Source organism: Candidatus Hydrogenedentota bacterium, from assembly GCA_019695095.1.
Classification (GTDB): Bacteria; Hydrogenedentota; Hydrogenedentia; order Hydrogenedentales; family SLHB01; genus JAIBAQ01.
Map to the genome: position 1 here is coordinate 1 of JAIBAQ010000077.1, position 16718 is coordinate 16718.

14 protein-coding genes are annotated in these 16718 nt (G+C 59.6%); 11 read left to right on the forward strand and 3 right to left on the reverse strand.

What is annotated here, in order from left to right:
- From K1Y02_13885 to K1Y02_13895, 3 genes are all read right to left on the reverse strand, one after another.
- Positions 1–928, reverse strand: a 928-nt coding sequence (locus tag K1Y02_13885; GenBank protein ID MBX7257449.1) for a CocE/NonD family hydrolase, incomplete at its 3' end; no start/stop codon positions are given.
- A gap of 138 nt (positions 929–1066) precedes the next feature.
- Positions 1067–3622: a helicase C-terminal domain-containing protein gene (locus K1Y02_13890; protein MBX7257450.1), complete on the reverse strand. Its 2556-nt coding sequence runs from the start codon at positions 3620–3622 to the stop codon at positions 1067–1069.
- Positions 3623–3626: 4 nt separating this feature from the next.
- Positions 3627–3833, reverse strand: coding sequence for a hypothetical protein (locus K1Y02_13895; protein MBX7257451.1), 207 nt, complete (start codon positions 3831–3833; stop codon positions 3627–3629).
- Between the two features lie 562 nt (positions 3834–4395).
- Between K1Y02_13895 and K1Y02_13900 the strand changes: the two genes are divergently transcribed.
- From K1Y02_13900 to murG, 11 genes are read left to right on the forward strand one after another with little or no spacing between them, the layout of a single operon-like run.
- Positions 4396–4857: a division/cell wall cluster transcriptional repressor MraZ gene (locus K1Y02_13900; protein MBX7257452.1), complete on the forward strand. Its 462-nt coding sequence runs from the start codon at positions 4396–4398 to the stop codon at positions 4855–4857.
- Positions 4858–4876: 19 nt separating this feature from the next.
- The gene (locus K1Y02_13905) at positions 4877–5221 is read left to right on the forward strand and encodes an STAS domain-containing protein (protein ID MBX7257453.1); all 345 of its coding nucleotides are present in this window, start codon (positions 4877–4879) and stop codon (positions 5219–5221) included.
- A 5-nt stretch (positions 5222–5226) separates the two neighbouring features.
- Positions 5227–6150, forward strand: a complete 924-nt coding sequence (gene rsmH / locus K1Y02_13910; GenBank protein ID MBX7257454.1) for a 16S rRNA (cytosine(1402)-N(4))-methyltransferase RsmH — start codon at positions 5227–5229, stop codon at positions 6148–6150.
- 18 nt (positions 6151–6168) lie between these two features.
- Positions 6169–6585, forward strand: coding sequence for a hypothetical protein (locus K1Y02_13915; GenBank protein MBX7257455.1), 417 nt, complete (start codon positions 6169–6171; stop codon positions 6583–6585).
- A gap of 14 nt (positions 6586–6599) precedes the next feature.
- The gene (locus K1Y02_13920; protein MBX7257456.1) at positions 6600–8777 is read left to right on the forward strand and encodes a transpeptidase family protein; all 2178 of its coding nucleotides are present in this window, start codon (positions 6600–6602) and stop codon (positions 8775–8777) included.
- Positions 8740–10203, forward strand: coding sequence for a UDP-N-acetylmuramoyl-L-alanyl-D-glutamate--2,6-diaminopimelate ligase (locus tag K1Y02_13925; protein ID MBX7257457.1), 1464 nt, complete (start codon positions 8740–8742; stop codon positions 10201–10203). The genes K1Y02_13920 and K1Y02_13925 overlap by 38 nt, the downstream gene beginning before the upstream one ends.
- Before the next feature lie 4 nt (positions 10204–10207).
- Complete coding sequence (gene murF / locus K1Y02_13930; protein MBX7257458.1) at positions 10208–11551, forward strand: UDP-N-acetylmuramoyl-tripeptide--D-alanyl-D-alanine ligase; 1344 nt, start codon at positions 10208–10210, stop codon at positions 11549–11551.
- Positions 11552–11560: 9 nt separating this feature from the next.
- Complete coding sequence (gene mraY, locus K1Y02_13935) at positions 11561–13045, forward strand: phospho-N-acetylmuramoyl-pentapeptide-transferase (protein MBX7257459.1); 1485 nt, start codon at positions 11561–11563, stop codon at positions 13043–13045.
- 4 nt (positions 13046–13049) lie between these two features.
- The gene (murD, locus tag K1Y02_13940) at positions 13050–14402 is read left to right on the forward strand and encodes a UDP-N-acetylmuramoyl-L-alanine--D-glutamate ligase (GenBank protein MBX7257460.1); all 1353 of its coding nucleotides are present in this window, start codon (positions 13050–13052) and stop codon (positions 14400–14402) included.
- Positions 14399–15532, forward strand: coding sequence for a putative lipid II flippase FtsW (gene ftsW, locus K1Y02_13945; GenBank protein MBX7257461.1), 1134 nt, complete (start codon positions 14399–14401; stop codon positions 15530–15532). The genes murD and ftsW overlap by 4 nt, the downstream gene beginning before the upstream one ends.
- A 13-nt stretch (positions 15533–15545) precedes the next feature.
- Positions 15546–16673 (forward strand): undecaprenyldiphospho-muramoylpentapeptide beta-N-acetylglucosaminyltransferase, encoded by a 1128-nt coding sequence (murG, locus tag K1Y02_13950; GenBank protein ID MBX7257462.1) that lies wholly within the window; start codon positions 15546–15548, stop codon positions 16671–16673.
- Positions 16674–16718: the final 45 nt, after the last annotated feature.

The following is a 16718-nucleotide window of genomic DNA, read 5'->3' on the forward strand; positions in this document are numbered from 1 at the left end:
TCAAGAGGATTCCGTTGTCCGCGTCTTTCAGCCAGTAGTCGTACCATTCCATCATCGATCCGATGGCGGCGTCCGCGCTTTGGTTGGCGCGGTCGGGATATTCGAGTTGGCCGGGAGGCGCGCCGTGCGCGCCGGGGTAGACGAACAGTTTGCAGTGTCCGTCGGAGCGCGGCAGCCAGTTTGTGTTTTGCACTTTGAAGTAGCTGACGGTGCTGCGTTGGAACAGGTCAAACCACACGCCGGTGACGTAGACAGGCACGTCGGCCACGTCGCTTCGTGACCGGGCGTCGCGTGCGCGCCAGTAGTCGTCGTACATTGGGTGGCGGCGGATCTCGGGGCGCAATGGTTCGGCGTTGGGCCATGTGTCGACGGTGTTGGTGCGATAGCAGCCGCCGGGAAACATGGTCTCGTAGAGGTTGTCGGATGCGGCGTTTACGTAGGCGCAGGCGAGCCCTTCGGGGGCCGCGGCCACGAGCAGTTGCGCCGCGATGCCGCTGGCGGAACCGCCAAACAGTCCGATGCGGCCGTTGCACCAGGATTGCGCCCGGAGCCATGCGACGGTATCGACGCCATCGCGAAAACCGGGACCGCCCCAACCGTCGTTGCCGAAGCCGGTCCATGTGCCCGCTGACTTGCCAGTGCCGCGAATGTTCTGGGCGACGGCCACGTAGCCGCGCTTGGCGAGATCGAGATTCTTCACGACGGCCTTGCGGCAATTGTAGGGCGTGCGTTCCATCACGACGGGCCAGGGACCTTCGCCGTCGGGCAATACGACAACGGTTTCGAGTTCGATACCGTCGGACATAGCGACGCGGACGATCGATTCGCTGGCGAATAGCCCTGCGCTCGCAATGGCAAACACGACAAAGACGGCGCATGCGCGCCCGAGCGATATCCGGTGAAACAGACAGAGTCTGGAGGTCTTCATGGTCGGGTCTCCTGACCGCGTTCGAACTTTCACTCTATCCTGACCCAATACGCATCGTTACGCAACACGTCAGGCACAAGACGTCTGCCTCCGGAGACCGGGCGCTACAAAACGCCAACACAGGACTTGGCTGGAAGGCTAGAACGTTTCGTCTTCGAGCAGGCGGATACCGAGGATACGGGAGAGCTTGAACTCACGCGCTGCCCCGAGACGGTGGCAGTAGCCGCTGACGGTGGGCGTTGCGGCGAGCACGTCGACGGCAACGGGATTCACGCGGCGCACGGTCGGGTTCTTGCTATAGGCGGACTGGTATCGGATGAGCACGGGACGCCGGCGGCGAATGGCGTCTTCGATGATCTCGCCGACTATGCGCGGTGAGTACGACGGCAACGGGGTATCGTCAATGTCGTCGCCCGCATCTTCCGAGGAGGCGCTTTCTTGCGTGTCTTGTTCGGTTTCGGATTTGTGTGTCTCGACCCATTGGGCCGCCCATTCCTCGGGAGGACCATCGTCGAGGACGGCGCCGTCTTTGCCGATGCGCAGGCCGAGTGTCTGCAGTTCGCGCTTCAATGCGGGCAGAGCGCCCTTGGCGACAACGAGCGTGCGCAGGCCAATCCGGCCTTCGATAATCTTCATGCTGTCGGTCATATCGAGCACGGCTTCGCAGGCGTCGGCGTCGTCGAAGCGCAACAAGGTGGCAGTATGTGTCGTCAACGGTTCGGCCTCGCCACACCACGCGCGAAGCGCCGTGCGGTAACGCGCCGCGAGCGCGCCTTCGACGAGGGCCTCCAATTGCGCCGCGAAAAGACCCCAGTCCACGCCTTTCTTCAAGGCTGTGCGCGCCAGTTCCAGCACGAGGTCGCCGCTGTCGCTTTCGTTGACCGTGCCCAACTCCACAAGCCGGTTCTTCAGCAGCAGCGACGTGCGCGACCAGGGCGCGCGAAGGCGCAGGCCCGGCTCCTGAAACAGGCACGGCGCGATGGGCTTTGTGTAATCGATGCGAACGAGACCCTTAACCGGCGGTTTATTGGGCAACGTCGCGCCGCTCGGCAAGAGCAAGAACCGTTCGCCGATCATCTGCGCGTGGGGATACTTGCGCAACCATTCGGCGAGAACGGCGGGATCGGAACATTCGAGTATCTGGCAGTTGGTCCGGATGACAATGTTCTCGGCCTTCTGCACCCATGTCTCGATCTGTTTCCGGACGTTGTTCGGGATTCCGCGCTGTGTATGGGCTTCGAGTATGCGAATGAAGGTCTCGCCGGCAACACCGGATCGAAGACCCCGGTACAGGCTGTCTTGCGTCAGTTTGTAGGTTCCGACTTGCCCCACACGGACGCGTTCGCAGAACGCATCCAGCTTGCGCCGCAAGTCCGCGGAGCAGCGGTCGAGGTAGGCGATGACTTCGAAGTCGGGTTGAATGACGAGCGCATCCGGCGCCGATTCCGCCGACTCCGCGGGCGCTTCACCGACGCCGAGCGCGAACCGGCCCAATCCGGTAATGCGGAACAACTGGCCTTCGTTCGCCAACTGGACCAATCCCAACCGCGCGAAGAGGCTCTGAATGAGCCAGATGAACAGACGCCGCTCGTGGGTCTGCCACATACGCTCTCTCCAGGATGGCGTGGGGTCGCTGGTGTTAGACGCGATAGCACGCCAGCGTTCCTCCAGGAAGAGAAGGTTCGAATCGGCGCGGCGCAGCGTGTCGACAAAACCGTCCGTGGTATGCCAGGCATCCGCGGGCTGTTCGCGAAGAATGGCCGCCACCAGCGTCTTGTGGTACGTGCGACGCAGCGATCCTGCCGGAAGATGTTCTTGCATGGCCGGGAAGATTTGCGGGAAGAACAGCTTCAGGTCCGGCAGTTCCTCGGAATGCGTGAAGGAATGGAACAAGTCTTTGACCCGCTGGGCTTCGGGGCTTTCGGCCCATTTGGAGGCCGTGGGTGTGACAGCAAGACGCCCTTCACGAGATTCGATACAGCCCAGTTGAAGTCCCATCATGAGGGCTAGGGTCAACGCTTCGGTGGAGACGCCCGCTTCCTGGGCCAACTCGCGCGCGCGAATGCTGTCGCTCTTGTGCAGTTCGCCGGTGGCGGTAATGCGAGGCCCGAGGATCTCCACGACACGCAAGGTTTCAAGAAAGGCGCCCACGGCGCTGTCAGAGCCGGTCTTTCCGTTTGTTTCGCCGGGAGGGTCGGCTACCGGTAGTTTATAGCCCAGCGGCAACGAGGGCGGAAGTTTGGTCCGGACCAGTTCGGGAACGTGTAAAGAGAGATCGATCCCATTCCCATGGTAGTCGCGTCCGATTTGGCTCAGGGAAAAGGCCCCCGAGCGGTCCAGGGGCATGATCAGCGCAAGGCCTCGCGAAACAAGGTCTTGCAGGGTGGCCAAAACCCGGCCGTCCGGTCCCAGCAATGCGGGCACGCTGAGCACGTCCGAAACCAGGCATCCAGGATGGGCGCAGAGCAGGTGCAGCAATCGAACCGCTGGCGGGTTCAGGGCTTGCAGGGCGCTGTCGATGTGCAGAGGGTCGGTTAGAATCCGCTCGATTGCGCGAATCCGGCTTGGCTTGTTTGAGGCCGCCAACTGCCATTTCTCGCAGACGATTCCGAGAGTGTCGTTTGTGTACCCCTGCAAGCACTCCTTCACGCTGAAGGAGGACTGGTTGCGGCCATTTGCAATGACGACGCTCATGGGGCTACTCGCGCACCCGGGGCAGGTGCCCCAAGGACTGCAACCTGCGGACAACCTCGGGCACCGCTTGGGGTTGCACGGCGACACACAAATCGGAAAGCCGCTCGCCCAGGTACTTCTCAATCTGCGGGTCATTCTCCATTTCAGTAAGCAACATGGAGTCGGTGACCTCGATAATCGCCAAGCCTGCGTGTAGTTTCTGTCCGGTCATGATGGCTATTCCAATGCCACTACAAAACGACCAAGTACTATAGCAAAGAATGGGTGCGAGAGTGAAATCGACGCTCGTCCAAAGCAGCGCACATGAAACGACGACGGAGATGATCGTCGGGAAGTAGAAGAGAGGGGTTCGATTACCACGTATCCACCACGACGCCCCACTTCTGTCGCGAGTTTTCTCTTCTGCCGGGGCTTACTCGCAATTGAGGTCATTTACGGTTCCCACTGCGTCCCCCTTTGACACCCCCAAGCCCCACATTTGAAGGAGAGAGGCCCCGATCCGGCTCGATTTTGCGCGGCGGCCAAAACTGTATTTATGTTCAGTATTTTCAAGGGTATAGCGATGCACCCCTAGATATTGTGGCTGTGGGTCAATATGGGTCGTTTTGATACAAGATATTGGGCGCTGTGTCTGTTGTAAGTCGTTGCGGCGCAAAGAGAAAGGAAGAATTGAGTCGACATTTTTCTGTTGACAGACGTGGGGCGTGGTGGTAGGATGGGGTAGTTTCGTGGGGCTGTGTGGAAGATAATGGTCCACGAATGGAGGATTCAGGGTGTATTTCGGCGAATCAGTGGCAAAGCTCGATGAGAAGAGCCGGATCACTGTGCCTCGCCGGATGCGCGACACGATGGAAGTGGAAGGGCACGCGATTTGGTACATGACGCGTGGGTACGACAAGTCGATCTTCCTGTTTCATCGGGATGCCTGGAACGAGATACGTTCGCTAGCGAGTAAACACCCGTCAATGGACGGCAAATCGCTCGATTTTCGCAGGTACCTCTTTAGTGGTGTGACGGAGGCGCGACCGGATCCGCAGGGGAGGATGGCGGTGCCGCAGCACCTTCGGGAGTACGCGGGAATCGACAAGGAAGCCGTGCTGATCGGTGTTGACGATCACCTGGAACTTTGGAATCGCGAGGCGTGGCGCGCGTTCCAGGAGAACATGGGCGAAGGGTTCAAAGAGATGGCATCGGCGCTGTTCTCGCAACGAGAAGCGGCCGGAGCTACAACGTAGGAAAGGTGGGCTTGGGAAAATGCACATCGAGCGGAAGGACATGGGTGCAGTGACCGTTCTGCGGTTGGACGGGGATTTGGACGAGCGAGGCGTGGATGCGTTGCGGACCGAGATGTACAACGTCATCAATGCGGGCCGCTGCAAGATCGTGATGAACCTTGCCGGCGTGCGCTTCATCAGCTATATGGGAGTTGGCGTACTTGTGGAGCGTCTGCGCAAGGTTCGCGCGATGAGCGGCGACGTGAAGCTGGTTTCGTTGAATCTGTACGCGGAACGCCTGTTTCGAATGGTGGGCGTCAGCTCGCTGTTCGAGACGTACGATTCGGAATCGCAGGCGATAGGCGTCTACCAGGAGGCGGCTTAGGGGCCATGCCTGGTCATGTGCCGGTGCTGGAAGGCCCGGCGCTGGAGTGGTTGCGCGTTCGTAAGGACGGCGTTTATGTGGATTGTACAGCGGGCGCGGGAGGCCACTCGGAGAGCATAGTCCGCCGGTTGGAGACGGGGCGATTGATTGCCCTGGATCGGGATGCCGGCGCGGTAGAGCGAGTGCGCGAACGACTCGCGAGATTTTCGAGCGTGGAAGTGGTTCATGCCAACTACGGAGAGTTGGCTGCAGTTCTCGAAGGGATGAATATCGCATCGGTCGATGGGGTCTTGTTGGACGCTGGACTTTCGAGTGTCCAACTCGACGACGCCGAGCGAGGTTTTACATTTCAAGCGGATGGCCCGTTGGATATGCGGATGGATACCAGCCACGGGCCCACGGCAGCGGAATTCCTCAGCGGTATGCGCGAGCCTGAACTGGCAAAGGTGTTGCGCGATTTCGGGGACGTAGGCCCGGCGCGCCGAATTGCCCAGGCGATTACGCAACGTTGCGCGCGCGGGCGACTGAAGACGACTGCTGATCTTCGGGATGCAGTACGGGAAGCATTGCCCTTCGTGACAGGCGACCCGGATGAAATTCGAACAGTCTTTCAAGCGATCCGGATGGCCGTGAACGATGAGTTGCGGTGGCTCCGGGCAGGAATTGAACAAGCGATCCGCGTCTTGGCGCCCGGCGGGCGGCTGGTCGCGATTGCGTTTCACTCGGGAGAAGACCGGGTGATAAAGAATGCGATGCGGGATGCGTCGCGGCCGCTACGCGAGCTTCATCCGGACGGACGGGTGAAGAAGACGATTCCCGCGCAACTTGAAGTATTGACGCCGAAGCCGGTTACGCCCGATGACGACGAGGTTCGGGCGAATCCGCGGTCGCACAGCGCGCGGCTGCGGGCGGCAGAGCGATTACCATAAGTGGGAAGGAGCGACATCATGAGACGGAAAGCTGTTTCATACCGGCCCAGGGGAATTGTCCTGGGGTCCATCGCATGGTTTGCGCTTCTTTTGATACCTTTTTCCGCTTTTGCCGTGGAGACATGGTTTCAGTTGCAGATCTTTCGCGGTGATTACGAAGCCGCAATCATGCAGAAGGAAGCGCGCGAGATTCAGCAGCGCGTGAGCATACTTTCCGAGCGTTCCGACGAGTTGGCGGCCATGGAGCGATTGGCGGCCAAGGCGCCTGATCTGGGGCTCGTGCTGCCAGAACCCGACCAGGTCGAAGTGGTGTGCGCCGCGCCTTCGGACGAGACGCGTCCCGAGTACACCAATCAGCCCTACGCGGTGGCTCGGCTGAATCCTTCTCGTGTGGTATCGAGGAGTGGTCAACCGGCCGTGCCTGAGCGTCCGTAGGCGGAGACCATGCCATGTCTCGCCTGAACGATCCGAGCGAACCCATACACGAAGCCCCCGCCGATCTCCCTCCGCGAGGCGTTCATCGCCGCCGGGCATTGTACGTTCTCTGCGGATTCGTGTGCGCCCTGGGCTTTATCGCGATGCACATTACCAAGCTGCACCTGCTTCCCGATGAGCGGCTTATCGAAGAAGAAAAGGGGCACATCGGCAAGCGATTTATCGATATCGAGCGAGGACGCATTTTTGATCGGGAAGGGCGAGTGCTGGCGCGCGACCGGCAGGCGCCTTCCTTGTGGGCGAATCCAAGAGAAATCGAAGACCCCTACGTGGCTGCGCAGCGGCTGAGCGTCCTGTTGAATATGGACGAGAACGAGATCTTCGACCGGCTGACGCGGCGCACCAGCACCGGGGAGAAGATGCGAGACGTCCCGATCAAACGTTACTTGAGCGAGGAAGAGCTGACTGCCCTTGGCGACCTTGAGGCCCGCGGCGTCCCGGGGATTACGGTAAAGCGCGAGTCCGTCCGCTTCTATCCCGAGGAGAGCCTTGGGGCGCACGTCCTGGGGTATGTCAATCGAGAGCATGCCGGTTCCGAGGGTATCGAGGCCATTTACGACAGCGCGCTGAGGAGTGTTCAAGGGGTCCACCAATCGCGAGTGGACCGTGACCGGAACCTGCTTGCGTCGCTCACGCTGCAATTCGTACCGCCCAGCGGGGGCGACGAGGTTGTGCTGACGATCGAGAAGGGCATTCAGAGCACGCTGGAACGCGAACTCCGCGCGGTGATGGAGCGGTGTAAAGCGAGCCGAGCGATGGGTCTGATCATGGATCCAAAGACCGGCGCCATTCTCGCGTTGGCGTGCCTGCCGTCGTTCGATCCCAATGTTTACTGGGAGTACCCCGCGGATGTTCGAAAGAACCGGGCCATCACGGACGTGTTCGAACCGGGTTCGTCATTCAAGATTGTGACGGCGTGCGCGGCGTTGGAGCACGGGGTCGTCACGCCGGAGACGATGATCGATTGCGAGGGCGGGGCTTGGTCGGCTTTTGGAAGGCGGCGGATTACCGACGTTCACAAGATGTTGGTCGTGCCGTTTAGCGAGGCGTTTGCCGAATCGAGCAATATTGGAATCATCAAGGTGGCCGACATGCTTGCGAAGCAGGTAGGCCCGGACATTCTGGACCAGTGGATCAAACGCTTCGGCTTTGGCCAGACGACCAGTCACGATTTCCTGATGGAGAGTTCGGGCATTTACAGACCATACGAAAAGTGGTCGAAACTCTCGATGATATCGTTGCCGATGGGTCAGGAAGTGGCGGTTACCATGCCTCAAATTGCGCGGGCATTCAGCGCGGTGGCCAACGGCGGCGTGTTGGTAGAGCCTCATCTGGTGGACCGCGTACTTGATCGGGATGGAAACGTGAAGTACCAGTTCACGCCCGGCGAAGAACAGCGAGTGATGTCGGAACAGACCTCGGCAACCATGCGTCAGCTTTGTTATCAGGTGGTTGCGCACGGAACGGGTAAGCGCGCGGCCATTCCCGAGTACAAGGCCGGCGGCAAGACGGGTACGGCGCAAATTGCCAATCCGGCGGGCGGCGGCTATTTGAAGGACCAGCACACGGCGGTCTTCGCGGGTTTCGCACCCATATCGGACCCGCGTATGTGCGCCGTGATCGTGGTGCACAACCCGCAAAGCGAGATCTACTACGGAGGTTATGTGTGCGGGCCTGTGTTTCGCGAAGTGGCTCGTGACACGCTCATTCGCATGAATGTCCCCGAGGAACCCATGGGAGCCGACTTCGACGGTCCGGCTCCGGCCGACGACGACGCCGATGCCGATGCCGATATTCTCGTTGCGCAGGCGCAGCCGCCAACGTCCTTTGTACAAGCGGGCGAACAACCGGCCAGCGCGGCAGGGCAGGAACCATCCTTCGTTCCAGAGTATCTAGTAGTGGCAGGAGCGGTGATGCCGAACCTCCAAGGGATGACGAAGCGCCAAGCCCAGAAGGAACTCGCGGCGTTGGGCGTTCAATGGGACGCCCAGGGAAGTGGCTGGGTGGCGGCCCAGGATCCCGCTCCGGGTACTCCGCTTCATGATGTGGACCGATGCCGTCTCGTGTTTTCCAGCAAAGCGAATGAGAGTTTGTATGACGTTGCACGACCTACCCCGCCTTCTCGGATGTAAGTCCGTCGAGGCGTTACCCCTTGACATCGTGAAGGTGACTGAAGACTCGCGCCGTGTTGTCCCCGGCGCGGTTTTTGTTGCGGCGCGCGGCGAGAAGCTGGATGGGCATGACTTTGCGCCGTGGGCGGTATCAGCGGGAGCCATTGCCGTCATCGGCGATCGGCCCGTGGTGCAATGCGCGGGCGTGCCGTACTTCTCCGTTCCGAATCCACGGCAGGCTTTGGGTATCTTGGCGCACGCGTTAGCGGGCGATCCCTCGCGTTCCATGAAAGTCGTGGGTGTCACCGGAACGAACGGAAAATCCAGCACGGTCTTGCTAACGCAGCACATCCTGAACGGAAGCGGAGCGAGTGCCGCGTGTTTCGGGACGATTGGGTATGAAATCGGAGGCGAGCACATCCCCGCGCCGCACACGACGCCCTTCGGCGAAGATTTGGCGGACATGTTCTTGCGCGCGCGCGACGCAGGCCATACGCACGTGGTGATGGAGGTCAGTTCGCACGCGCTGGAACAGGAGCGGGTGGCAGGCATCGATTTCGCGGTGGGTGTGTTCACGAACCTTACGCAGGACCATCTCGATTATCACAAGGACATGGACAGTTACCGGCAGGCCAAACTGAAACTGTTTGAGCGCATCGAGGGAGAGGGCCGTTTCACGGTGGTCAACCGAGAGGACCCCGTCTCGGAACACTTTATACAGGCTTCGCGGGTGCCGTGTTTCACGTACGGCGCAAAAGGGAATTGCCGCGCGACGGGAGTCAAGATGAGCCCGGCGGGAACGCGCTTCATGGCCAATACGCCGTGGGGGAACGCGGAAATCGCGCTGAATCTGGTCGGACGCCACAACGTCTCCAACGCGCTGTGCGCGATAGCCATTTGCGGAGGCCTTGGCGTTGCCGTTGAGAAGATTGCCGAAGGAATCGCATCGCTCGAACGCGTGCCTGGACGCTTCGAACGCGTCGACGCGGGGCAGGACTTCTCAGTGATAGTGGATTATGCCCACACAGATGACGGTTTGAAGAATGTGTTGGAGGCGGCCCGGGAAGTCTGCAAAGGACGAGTCATCTGTGTGTTTGGATGCGGAGGCGACCGCGACAAGGGCAAGCGCCCCAAAATGGGCAAGGTCGCCGGAACACTCGCCGACTTTCTGATCGTCACGTCTGACAATCCACGTAGCGAAGACCCCGAACGTATCCTGTTGGATATTGAGGTTGGCGTTCAGAATTCGGGGCTCAAGAAATACGACGACTACTTGATGGTGGTGGAGCGGGCCGAGGCCATCCGAACGGCCATCGGCATGGCGAAGGCCGGAGATCTTGTGATGATCGCCGGAAAGGGCCACGAAGATTACCAGATTATTGGCAAAGAGCGGCGTCATTTCGACGACCGGGAAATTGCGCGCGACATTTTGAAAGAGCGTTGGTAGACAAATGGGCTGGAATTACACCGTATCGGAACTGGCGGAGGCAATCGGTGCTCAGGCGCCGAAGGACGACGCGTCGTTCTCGTCCGTGTCGACCGATTCGCGAACCTTACGCGGCGGAGACGTATTCTTCGCGCTGTCGGGAGAACGGTTCGACGGCAGTGTCTTTGTCGACGACGCCTTTGCAAAGGGCGCAGTGGCAGCGGTGGCTACTCGTTCATCCGACAAGGGACCGTGCCTCGTCGTGCCGGACGTATTGGCCGCGCTACAGGCATTCGCCCGGGTGCATCGAAGCCGGTATTCGATTCCCGTGATCGCGATTACGGGGTCGTGCGGAAAGACCACCACGAAAGACTTCACGGCGGCCGTGTTGGGGGCGCGCATGAACGTCGTGAAGACGAAGGGCAACCTCAACAACGAGATTGGGTGCCCGCTCTCGTTGTTGCAGATAGACGCGACGACCGACGCGGCCATCATTGAGATGGGGGCGGCAAGCAGGGGCAACATTAGCGAACTCTGCGAGCTGGCGTCGCCTACCGAATCCACGATTACCTTGGTGGCCCCAGCACATTTGGAAGGTTTTGGTACGATCGACGTCGTCGCGCGGACGAAGGCAGAAATTGCCGAAAAACTTCCTGCAAACGGCATCTTCTACGTTAACGTCGACAATCCTTGGTGCGTGAAAGCGGGCGAGTACTTTGCGGGAAAGAAGGTGCTCGTTGGTTCACACGGAGACGTTGTACTCAAATCGTCACGTTTCACGGATGACGGCGAGATTGCCTTGGATATCGATCCTATTGGTTCAATCCGTCTTCCTCTATTGAACCGCGCCCATGCCACGAATGCGCTGATTGCCGTGGCAATAGGATTGCAGCACGGAATCGACGAGTTCGAGGGACCGTTGCGCGAAGCGGCGGCGGCTCCCGCGCGTTTTCGGTTGGTGCACGTGAACGGAATTGACGTGTTTGACGACACATACAACGCGAGTCCCGCAAGCATGTCGGCCGCGTTGGAGGGATTGGCCGAGCGCCCCGCGCGGGGAACGCGGCTTGCGGCATTGGGAGACATGCTCGAACTGGGGCCGGACTCGGCGACGTATCACGCGGAGATTGGCGCGCTTGCGGGCAAGCTGGGGATCGAGCACGTATTTGCCTTGGGCAGCCATGCGTCTGCTATGATCCAGGCGGCGCGCGATTCCGGAGTGCCCCACGCCGAAGTATTCTCATCCCACCAAGCCATGGCGGACGCCATCCGTTCCGTGGCGAAACCAGGCGATGTGTTGCTCGTGAAAGGGTCTAGAGGTATGCGCATGGAAGGAGTCATCGAGGCGTTACGGGCATCGATGGCCTAAAGGAAGGACATGTTCTACTACTTGGCGCAGTTGTTGCGCCCCGAATTTGGTTTTCTCAACGCGTTCACGTACCACACGGTGCGCGCGGGCGGCGCCGCGCTGACCGCGTTTGCGATATCGTTGCTCATTGGCCCCGCGGTCATCCGCGCGCTGCGCGCCCTCAAGATTGGGCAGTACATACGCAAGGAGCATGTCGCCGATCTTCACGCCTTGCATAAAGGCAAGGCAGGCACCCCGACGATGGGCGGTGCGCTGATTATTCTGTCCACGTTGGTCGCGCTGTTGCTTTGGGGACGTTTCTCGAACCGGTTGCTGCTGATTGCCATGGGCGCGACGTGTCTCTTGGGAGCAGTCGGTTTCCTCGATGACTACATCAAACTCCGGCGCAAGCACAATGCGGGATTGAGCGCGAAGGCGAAGTTTGCGGGACAGATCCTGTCGGGGCTTCTTATCGGCGTATACCTGGTGTATAGCCCCATCACGTACAGCGCGACCGATATCGGATCGCACGACGTGCGATCATGGCCGGATTTTGTGGCGGCACTGAAACAGCAGACGCAGAATTCTCCGGCGACGCCATCGGCTCGTTTCACACATTTGCTGCCCGAAGGCGTCGTTGAGTTCATCACCGACATGCCCGCGACCGAGACCGTCGACAGCGATTCCCGTATTCGAATCCTTGACGGTTTCGAGCGCGTATTGGCGAGGACGGACGTATATGACGCGCGCGTTTGGGAGAACACCCCGCTGACACCCGAGGCGCAGTCGTTGTTGAAGAGCGGTTACGAGACCTTGTCTCCGATGGAGAGCCGGCGATTGAATCGCTTGCTGTTGGAATCCGCGTTTCCCGAGATCATCGAAGCGACGCCCGCGGACATTCATACCAAAGTTGAAGTGCCTGGACTGCGCATGGTGCTGATCCCGTTCGGGTTGTTCTATGTGGCGTTTGTGATTGTCCTGTTGGTGAGCGCCACAAATGGCGTGAACCTTACGGACGGATTGGACGGCCTGGCAACCGGGGCGTCTATCGTATCGCTGCTCGCGTACACCGGGATTGCGTACGTCGTGAGCCGCGCGGACTGGTCGAGTTACCTGTTTCTAATTCATGTTCCGGAGGCGAGCGAACTCACCGTATTCGGAGCGGCGATGGTGGGGGCGGGACTCGGTTTCCTTTGGTTCAACTCTCATCCCGCGGAAGTGTTCATGGGCGACACGGGTTCGCTTGCGTTGGGTGGCGCGATCGGAACGATGGCGATACTGACAAAGCAGGAATTGTTGCTCATTGTGGTGGGTGGTCTTTTCGTGGTGGAAACGGCCAGCGTGCTGATACAGGTCGCGTCGTTCAAATTGCGCGGCAAACGCGTGTTCAGGATGGCGCCGTTGCATCACCATTTCGAGTTGGCAGGCTGGTCGGAGAGCAAAGTGACGATCCGATTCTGGATCATGGCACTGGTGTTCGCCCTGATGAGTCTGGCTGCTCTGAAGCTGAGATAGTGCGATGAATGTAAAGGGAAAGAAAGTTACTGTCGTCGGATTGGGTCGAACGGCAATAGCGCTTGTCCGTCTTCTCGTACGCGAAGGGGCGGAGCCATTCGTTACCGAGTATTCAGACGCCGAAAGTCTGACTCCGTTCAAGGATGAGCTGTGCACTCTGGGAGTTCCATTCGAGACAGGGGGACACACGGACACTGCGTTCGACGGCGCCGCGCTAATCATACCTAGTCCGGGAGTACCACCCCGGCTTGCGCCTATCGAAGCGGCCCGAGCACGCGGCGCGAACGTGATCGGCGAGATCGAATTTTCATCCCACTTCTGTACAAGCAAGGCCCTCGCGGTGACCGGAACAAATGGCAAGACGACAACGACCGAATTATTGCGCGCGCTCGTGGATGCGTGCGGGCACAGCGTTGCACTTGCTGGAAACAACGAAGTTCCACTGTCCGCGGCCGTACTTCGCGATCCGCAGCCCGAGTACATTGTCATTGAAGTTAGCAGCTATCAGTTGGAGACGGCGCGATCGTTTCGGCCCTGGATTGCCGCAGTGCTCAACGTTACACCGGATCACTTGGCACGACATGGCGACATGGACGGGTACGCGGCTGTGAAGTCCAGGTTGTTCGCAAACCAACGCGCCGGAGACTCGGCCGTTCTGAATGCCGACGACGAGCGCGTTGCGGCCATGCGCGTACCGAAAGAGGCGCGGCGGCTCACCTTCAGTCTGTCGGGCCGCGTCGACGACGGACTGTGGCTCCGGGGAAACGAGTTTTGCGAAGGGGACGCACCGGTTGCCTTAACTTCGGACACGCTTTTGCGAGGCCGGCACAATTACGAGAACGTGTGCGCGGCGCTGACCATGATGCGGGCGGGTGGCTTCGATTGGGCCAAGACCATCGAAGGATTGCGACAATTTCGCGGTGTGGAGCACCGGATTGAGTGGGTCGATTCACAGAATGGGGTCGACTACTTCAACGATTCGAAATCGACGAACATCGACAGTCTGCGTGTCGCGCTTGAGAGTTTCGAGAATCCCGTCGTGCTCATTGCCGGTGGGCGTGGAAAGGGAGCGGACTACCGCGTGTTGCGCGACCTGGTGCGGAGCCGTATCAAGGCGTTGGTGACCATTGGAGAGGACGCGCCCGTGCTCGAAGAGGCATTTGGCGACTTGGTTGGAGTGCGCCATGCGACGGATATGGGCGAGGCAGTACGCTTGGCGGCCGAGACCGCTACGCAAGGCGATGCGGTGTTGTTGTCGCCGGCATGCGCCAGCTTCGACATGTACGATAATTTCGAACACCGAGGCCGTGTGTTCAAGGACTGTGTCCGAAAGCACCTGGAGGGTTGCAAGCGATGAGGCGTGAGACCATTTTCGTTTTCACGATAGCGTGTGCACTGGTGATGATTGGACTTTTGATGGTCTACAGCGCGAACACCGGCCGCGCTTACAGCAACGGGAAATTGGACGAGCACGTATCGTACGTATACTTGTACAACCAGTTGATCCTGGTGGGAATTGGATTCGCGGCGCTTCTGGTCACGGCAGGCTTTGACTATCATTCATTCCGGAATCGCGGTGTTCTCTGGCTGCTTGTCAGCGGTACATTGGCACTCCTGGTGCTGGTCTTGGTATTCGGTGACGAACGGCGTGGCGGTTTGCGCTGGCTAAACATCCTGGGTTTTCAATTCCAGCCGTCGGAATTGGCCAAATTCGCTTTGGTCATTCTGTTGGCCGTGAAGTTGTCGGAGAATCAGGGACATCTCAAAAGTTTTGGCCGCGGATTCTTGCCTCCCATGGTCATTACGGCGGTATTCGCGGGTCTGGTCTTACTGGAACAAGACCTGGGGACGCCGGCCATCATGGTAGCGGTCGCGATGCTGATGATTATTCTTGCCGGCGGACGGTGGATTCACGTAGGCATGACGTGGGCTCCCGCAGCCGCGGTGTTGGGGGCGATGATTGTTATAAGCCCGTATCGCATAGAGCGGCTCTACGCATTCATGGATCCCTGGAAGTTTCGCACGGGCAAGGGACTTCAATTGATCGAGTCGCTGGCAGGGTTTGCCCGCGGCGGATTGTGGGGCAAAGGTTTGGGCGCGGGGGAGCAGAAGCTGTTGTATCTCCCGGACGCACATTCGGACTTCATCTTCGCGGTGTGGGGCGAAGAGATGGGGCTCGTGGGCACGATGGGGCTGATTTTGTTGTTTGCGTTGCTGCTGTTCATGGCGGTTCGAATTGCCATTTCCGCGAAAGACTTGTTTGGCTCCTTGCTCGCGTCCGGAATCGTGTCGTTGATACTCGTCCAGGCTACATTCAATATGGGTGTTACGACGGGACTGCTTCCGACAAAAGGACTGGTATTGCCGTTTATCAGCGCGGGCGGCAGCGCCCTCATCGTCAATCTTGCGATGATTGGAGTACTGATTAACGTCGGTAAGCAGGCTTACGAGCGCGAAGACGGATACCGCAACGCGCTGGCCGCGTGAGAGTGAAACAGTAATGCGAATCATGGTGACAGGCGGGGGTACGGGCGGTCATACGTCGCCGGCGGTAGCCGTATTGGAAGAACTGTACCGGCGCGATCCCCGTTTGATGGTGCAGTGGGTGGGCCGTTCGAAGTCTATCGAGGAACGCATCAGCGGTTCCATGTCGATCCCCTTTCGCTCGCTGCCCGTGGAGGGCTGGCCACGATCCAAGTCGCCGCGCCGATTGTGGGTGGGGGTGAAGTTGGCTTGGTCAGCGGCGAAAGCGTGGCGCTACCTAAAGAAGTTTAATCCTCAGCTTGTGTTTGGAGTCGGAGGGTACGTTTCGCTGCCGCTGATGTGGACCGCGCAACGCATGGGAATTCCCACCGTCATCCATGAGCAAAACCAATTGCTGGGAGTTGCGAATAGACTCCTTGCGCCGAAGGCGACGCGGATCTTCCTTAGTTTCCCCGAGACGCGCGGAAACTACCCTAAAGAGACGGCCCGACTCGTCGGCAATCCTGTGCGCGCCGCATTCAAGAATCCGCCGGACAAGCGCGAGGCGCGGCAAGCGCTGGAACTAGAACTTGGTGTGCCGGTTGTATTGGTCACGGGAGGCAGCCAGGGTGCGAAGCGATTGAATGAAGCGGTAATGGAGATGTTGCCGCAGTTCAATCGGGGAGAGCTGCAATTGATTTGGGCGACCGGGAATGCGGACGCGGCGCGGGCGCACAAAGCGGCTGAGGGCGCGAGCACCCGAATTGTGACAAGTCCGTTTATTCAAGACATGGCGACTGCCTGCGCCGCCGCAGACGTCATGGTGTGCCGGTCTGGGGCATCGACGACGGCAGAGATTGCGATGATGCGCAAGCCGTCCGTGTTGATTCCGTTTCCATTCGCCACCGACAACCATCAGGAACACAATGCCAAGGCCTTTGAGGACGCCGGGGCGGCGGTTCTTGTTCGTGACAGCGAGTGCACGGGGGAGCGGCTTGGCGGGATACTCCGCACGCTATTGCCCGACAGCAACCGGCTGGCTGCTATGGCGAGTGCGGCGGGCGCCCTGGCAAAGCCCGACGCCGCGGAGGCGATCGCCGATGAGATACTCTCAATTGTGTTTTCCCGCGAACAAGGGGCGGGACTATCACGAAATCCGCAGTGAACTCGGAAGAAACCGGTTATGTAATGACAAGATTATTGACATTTA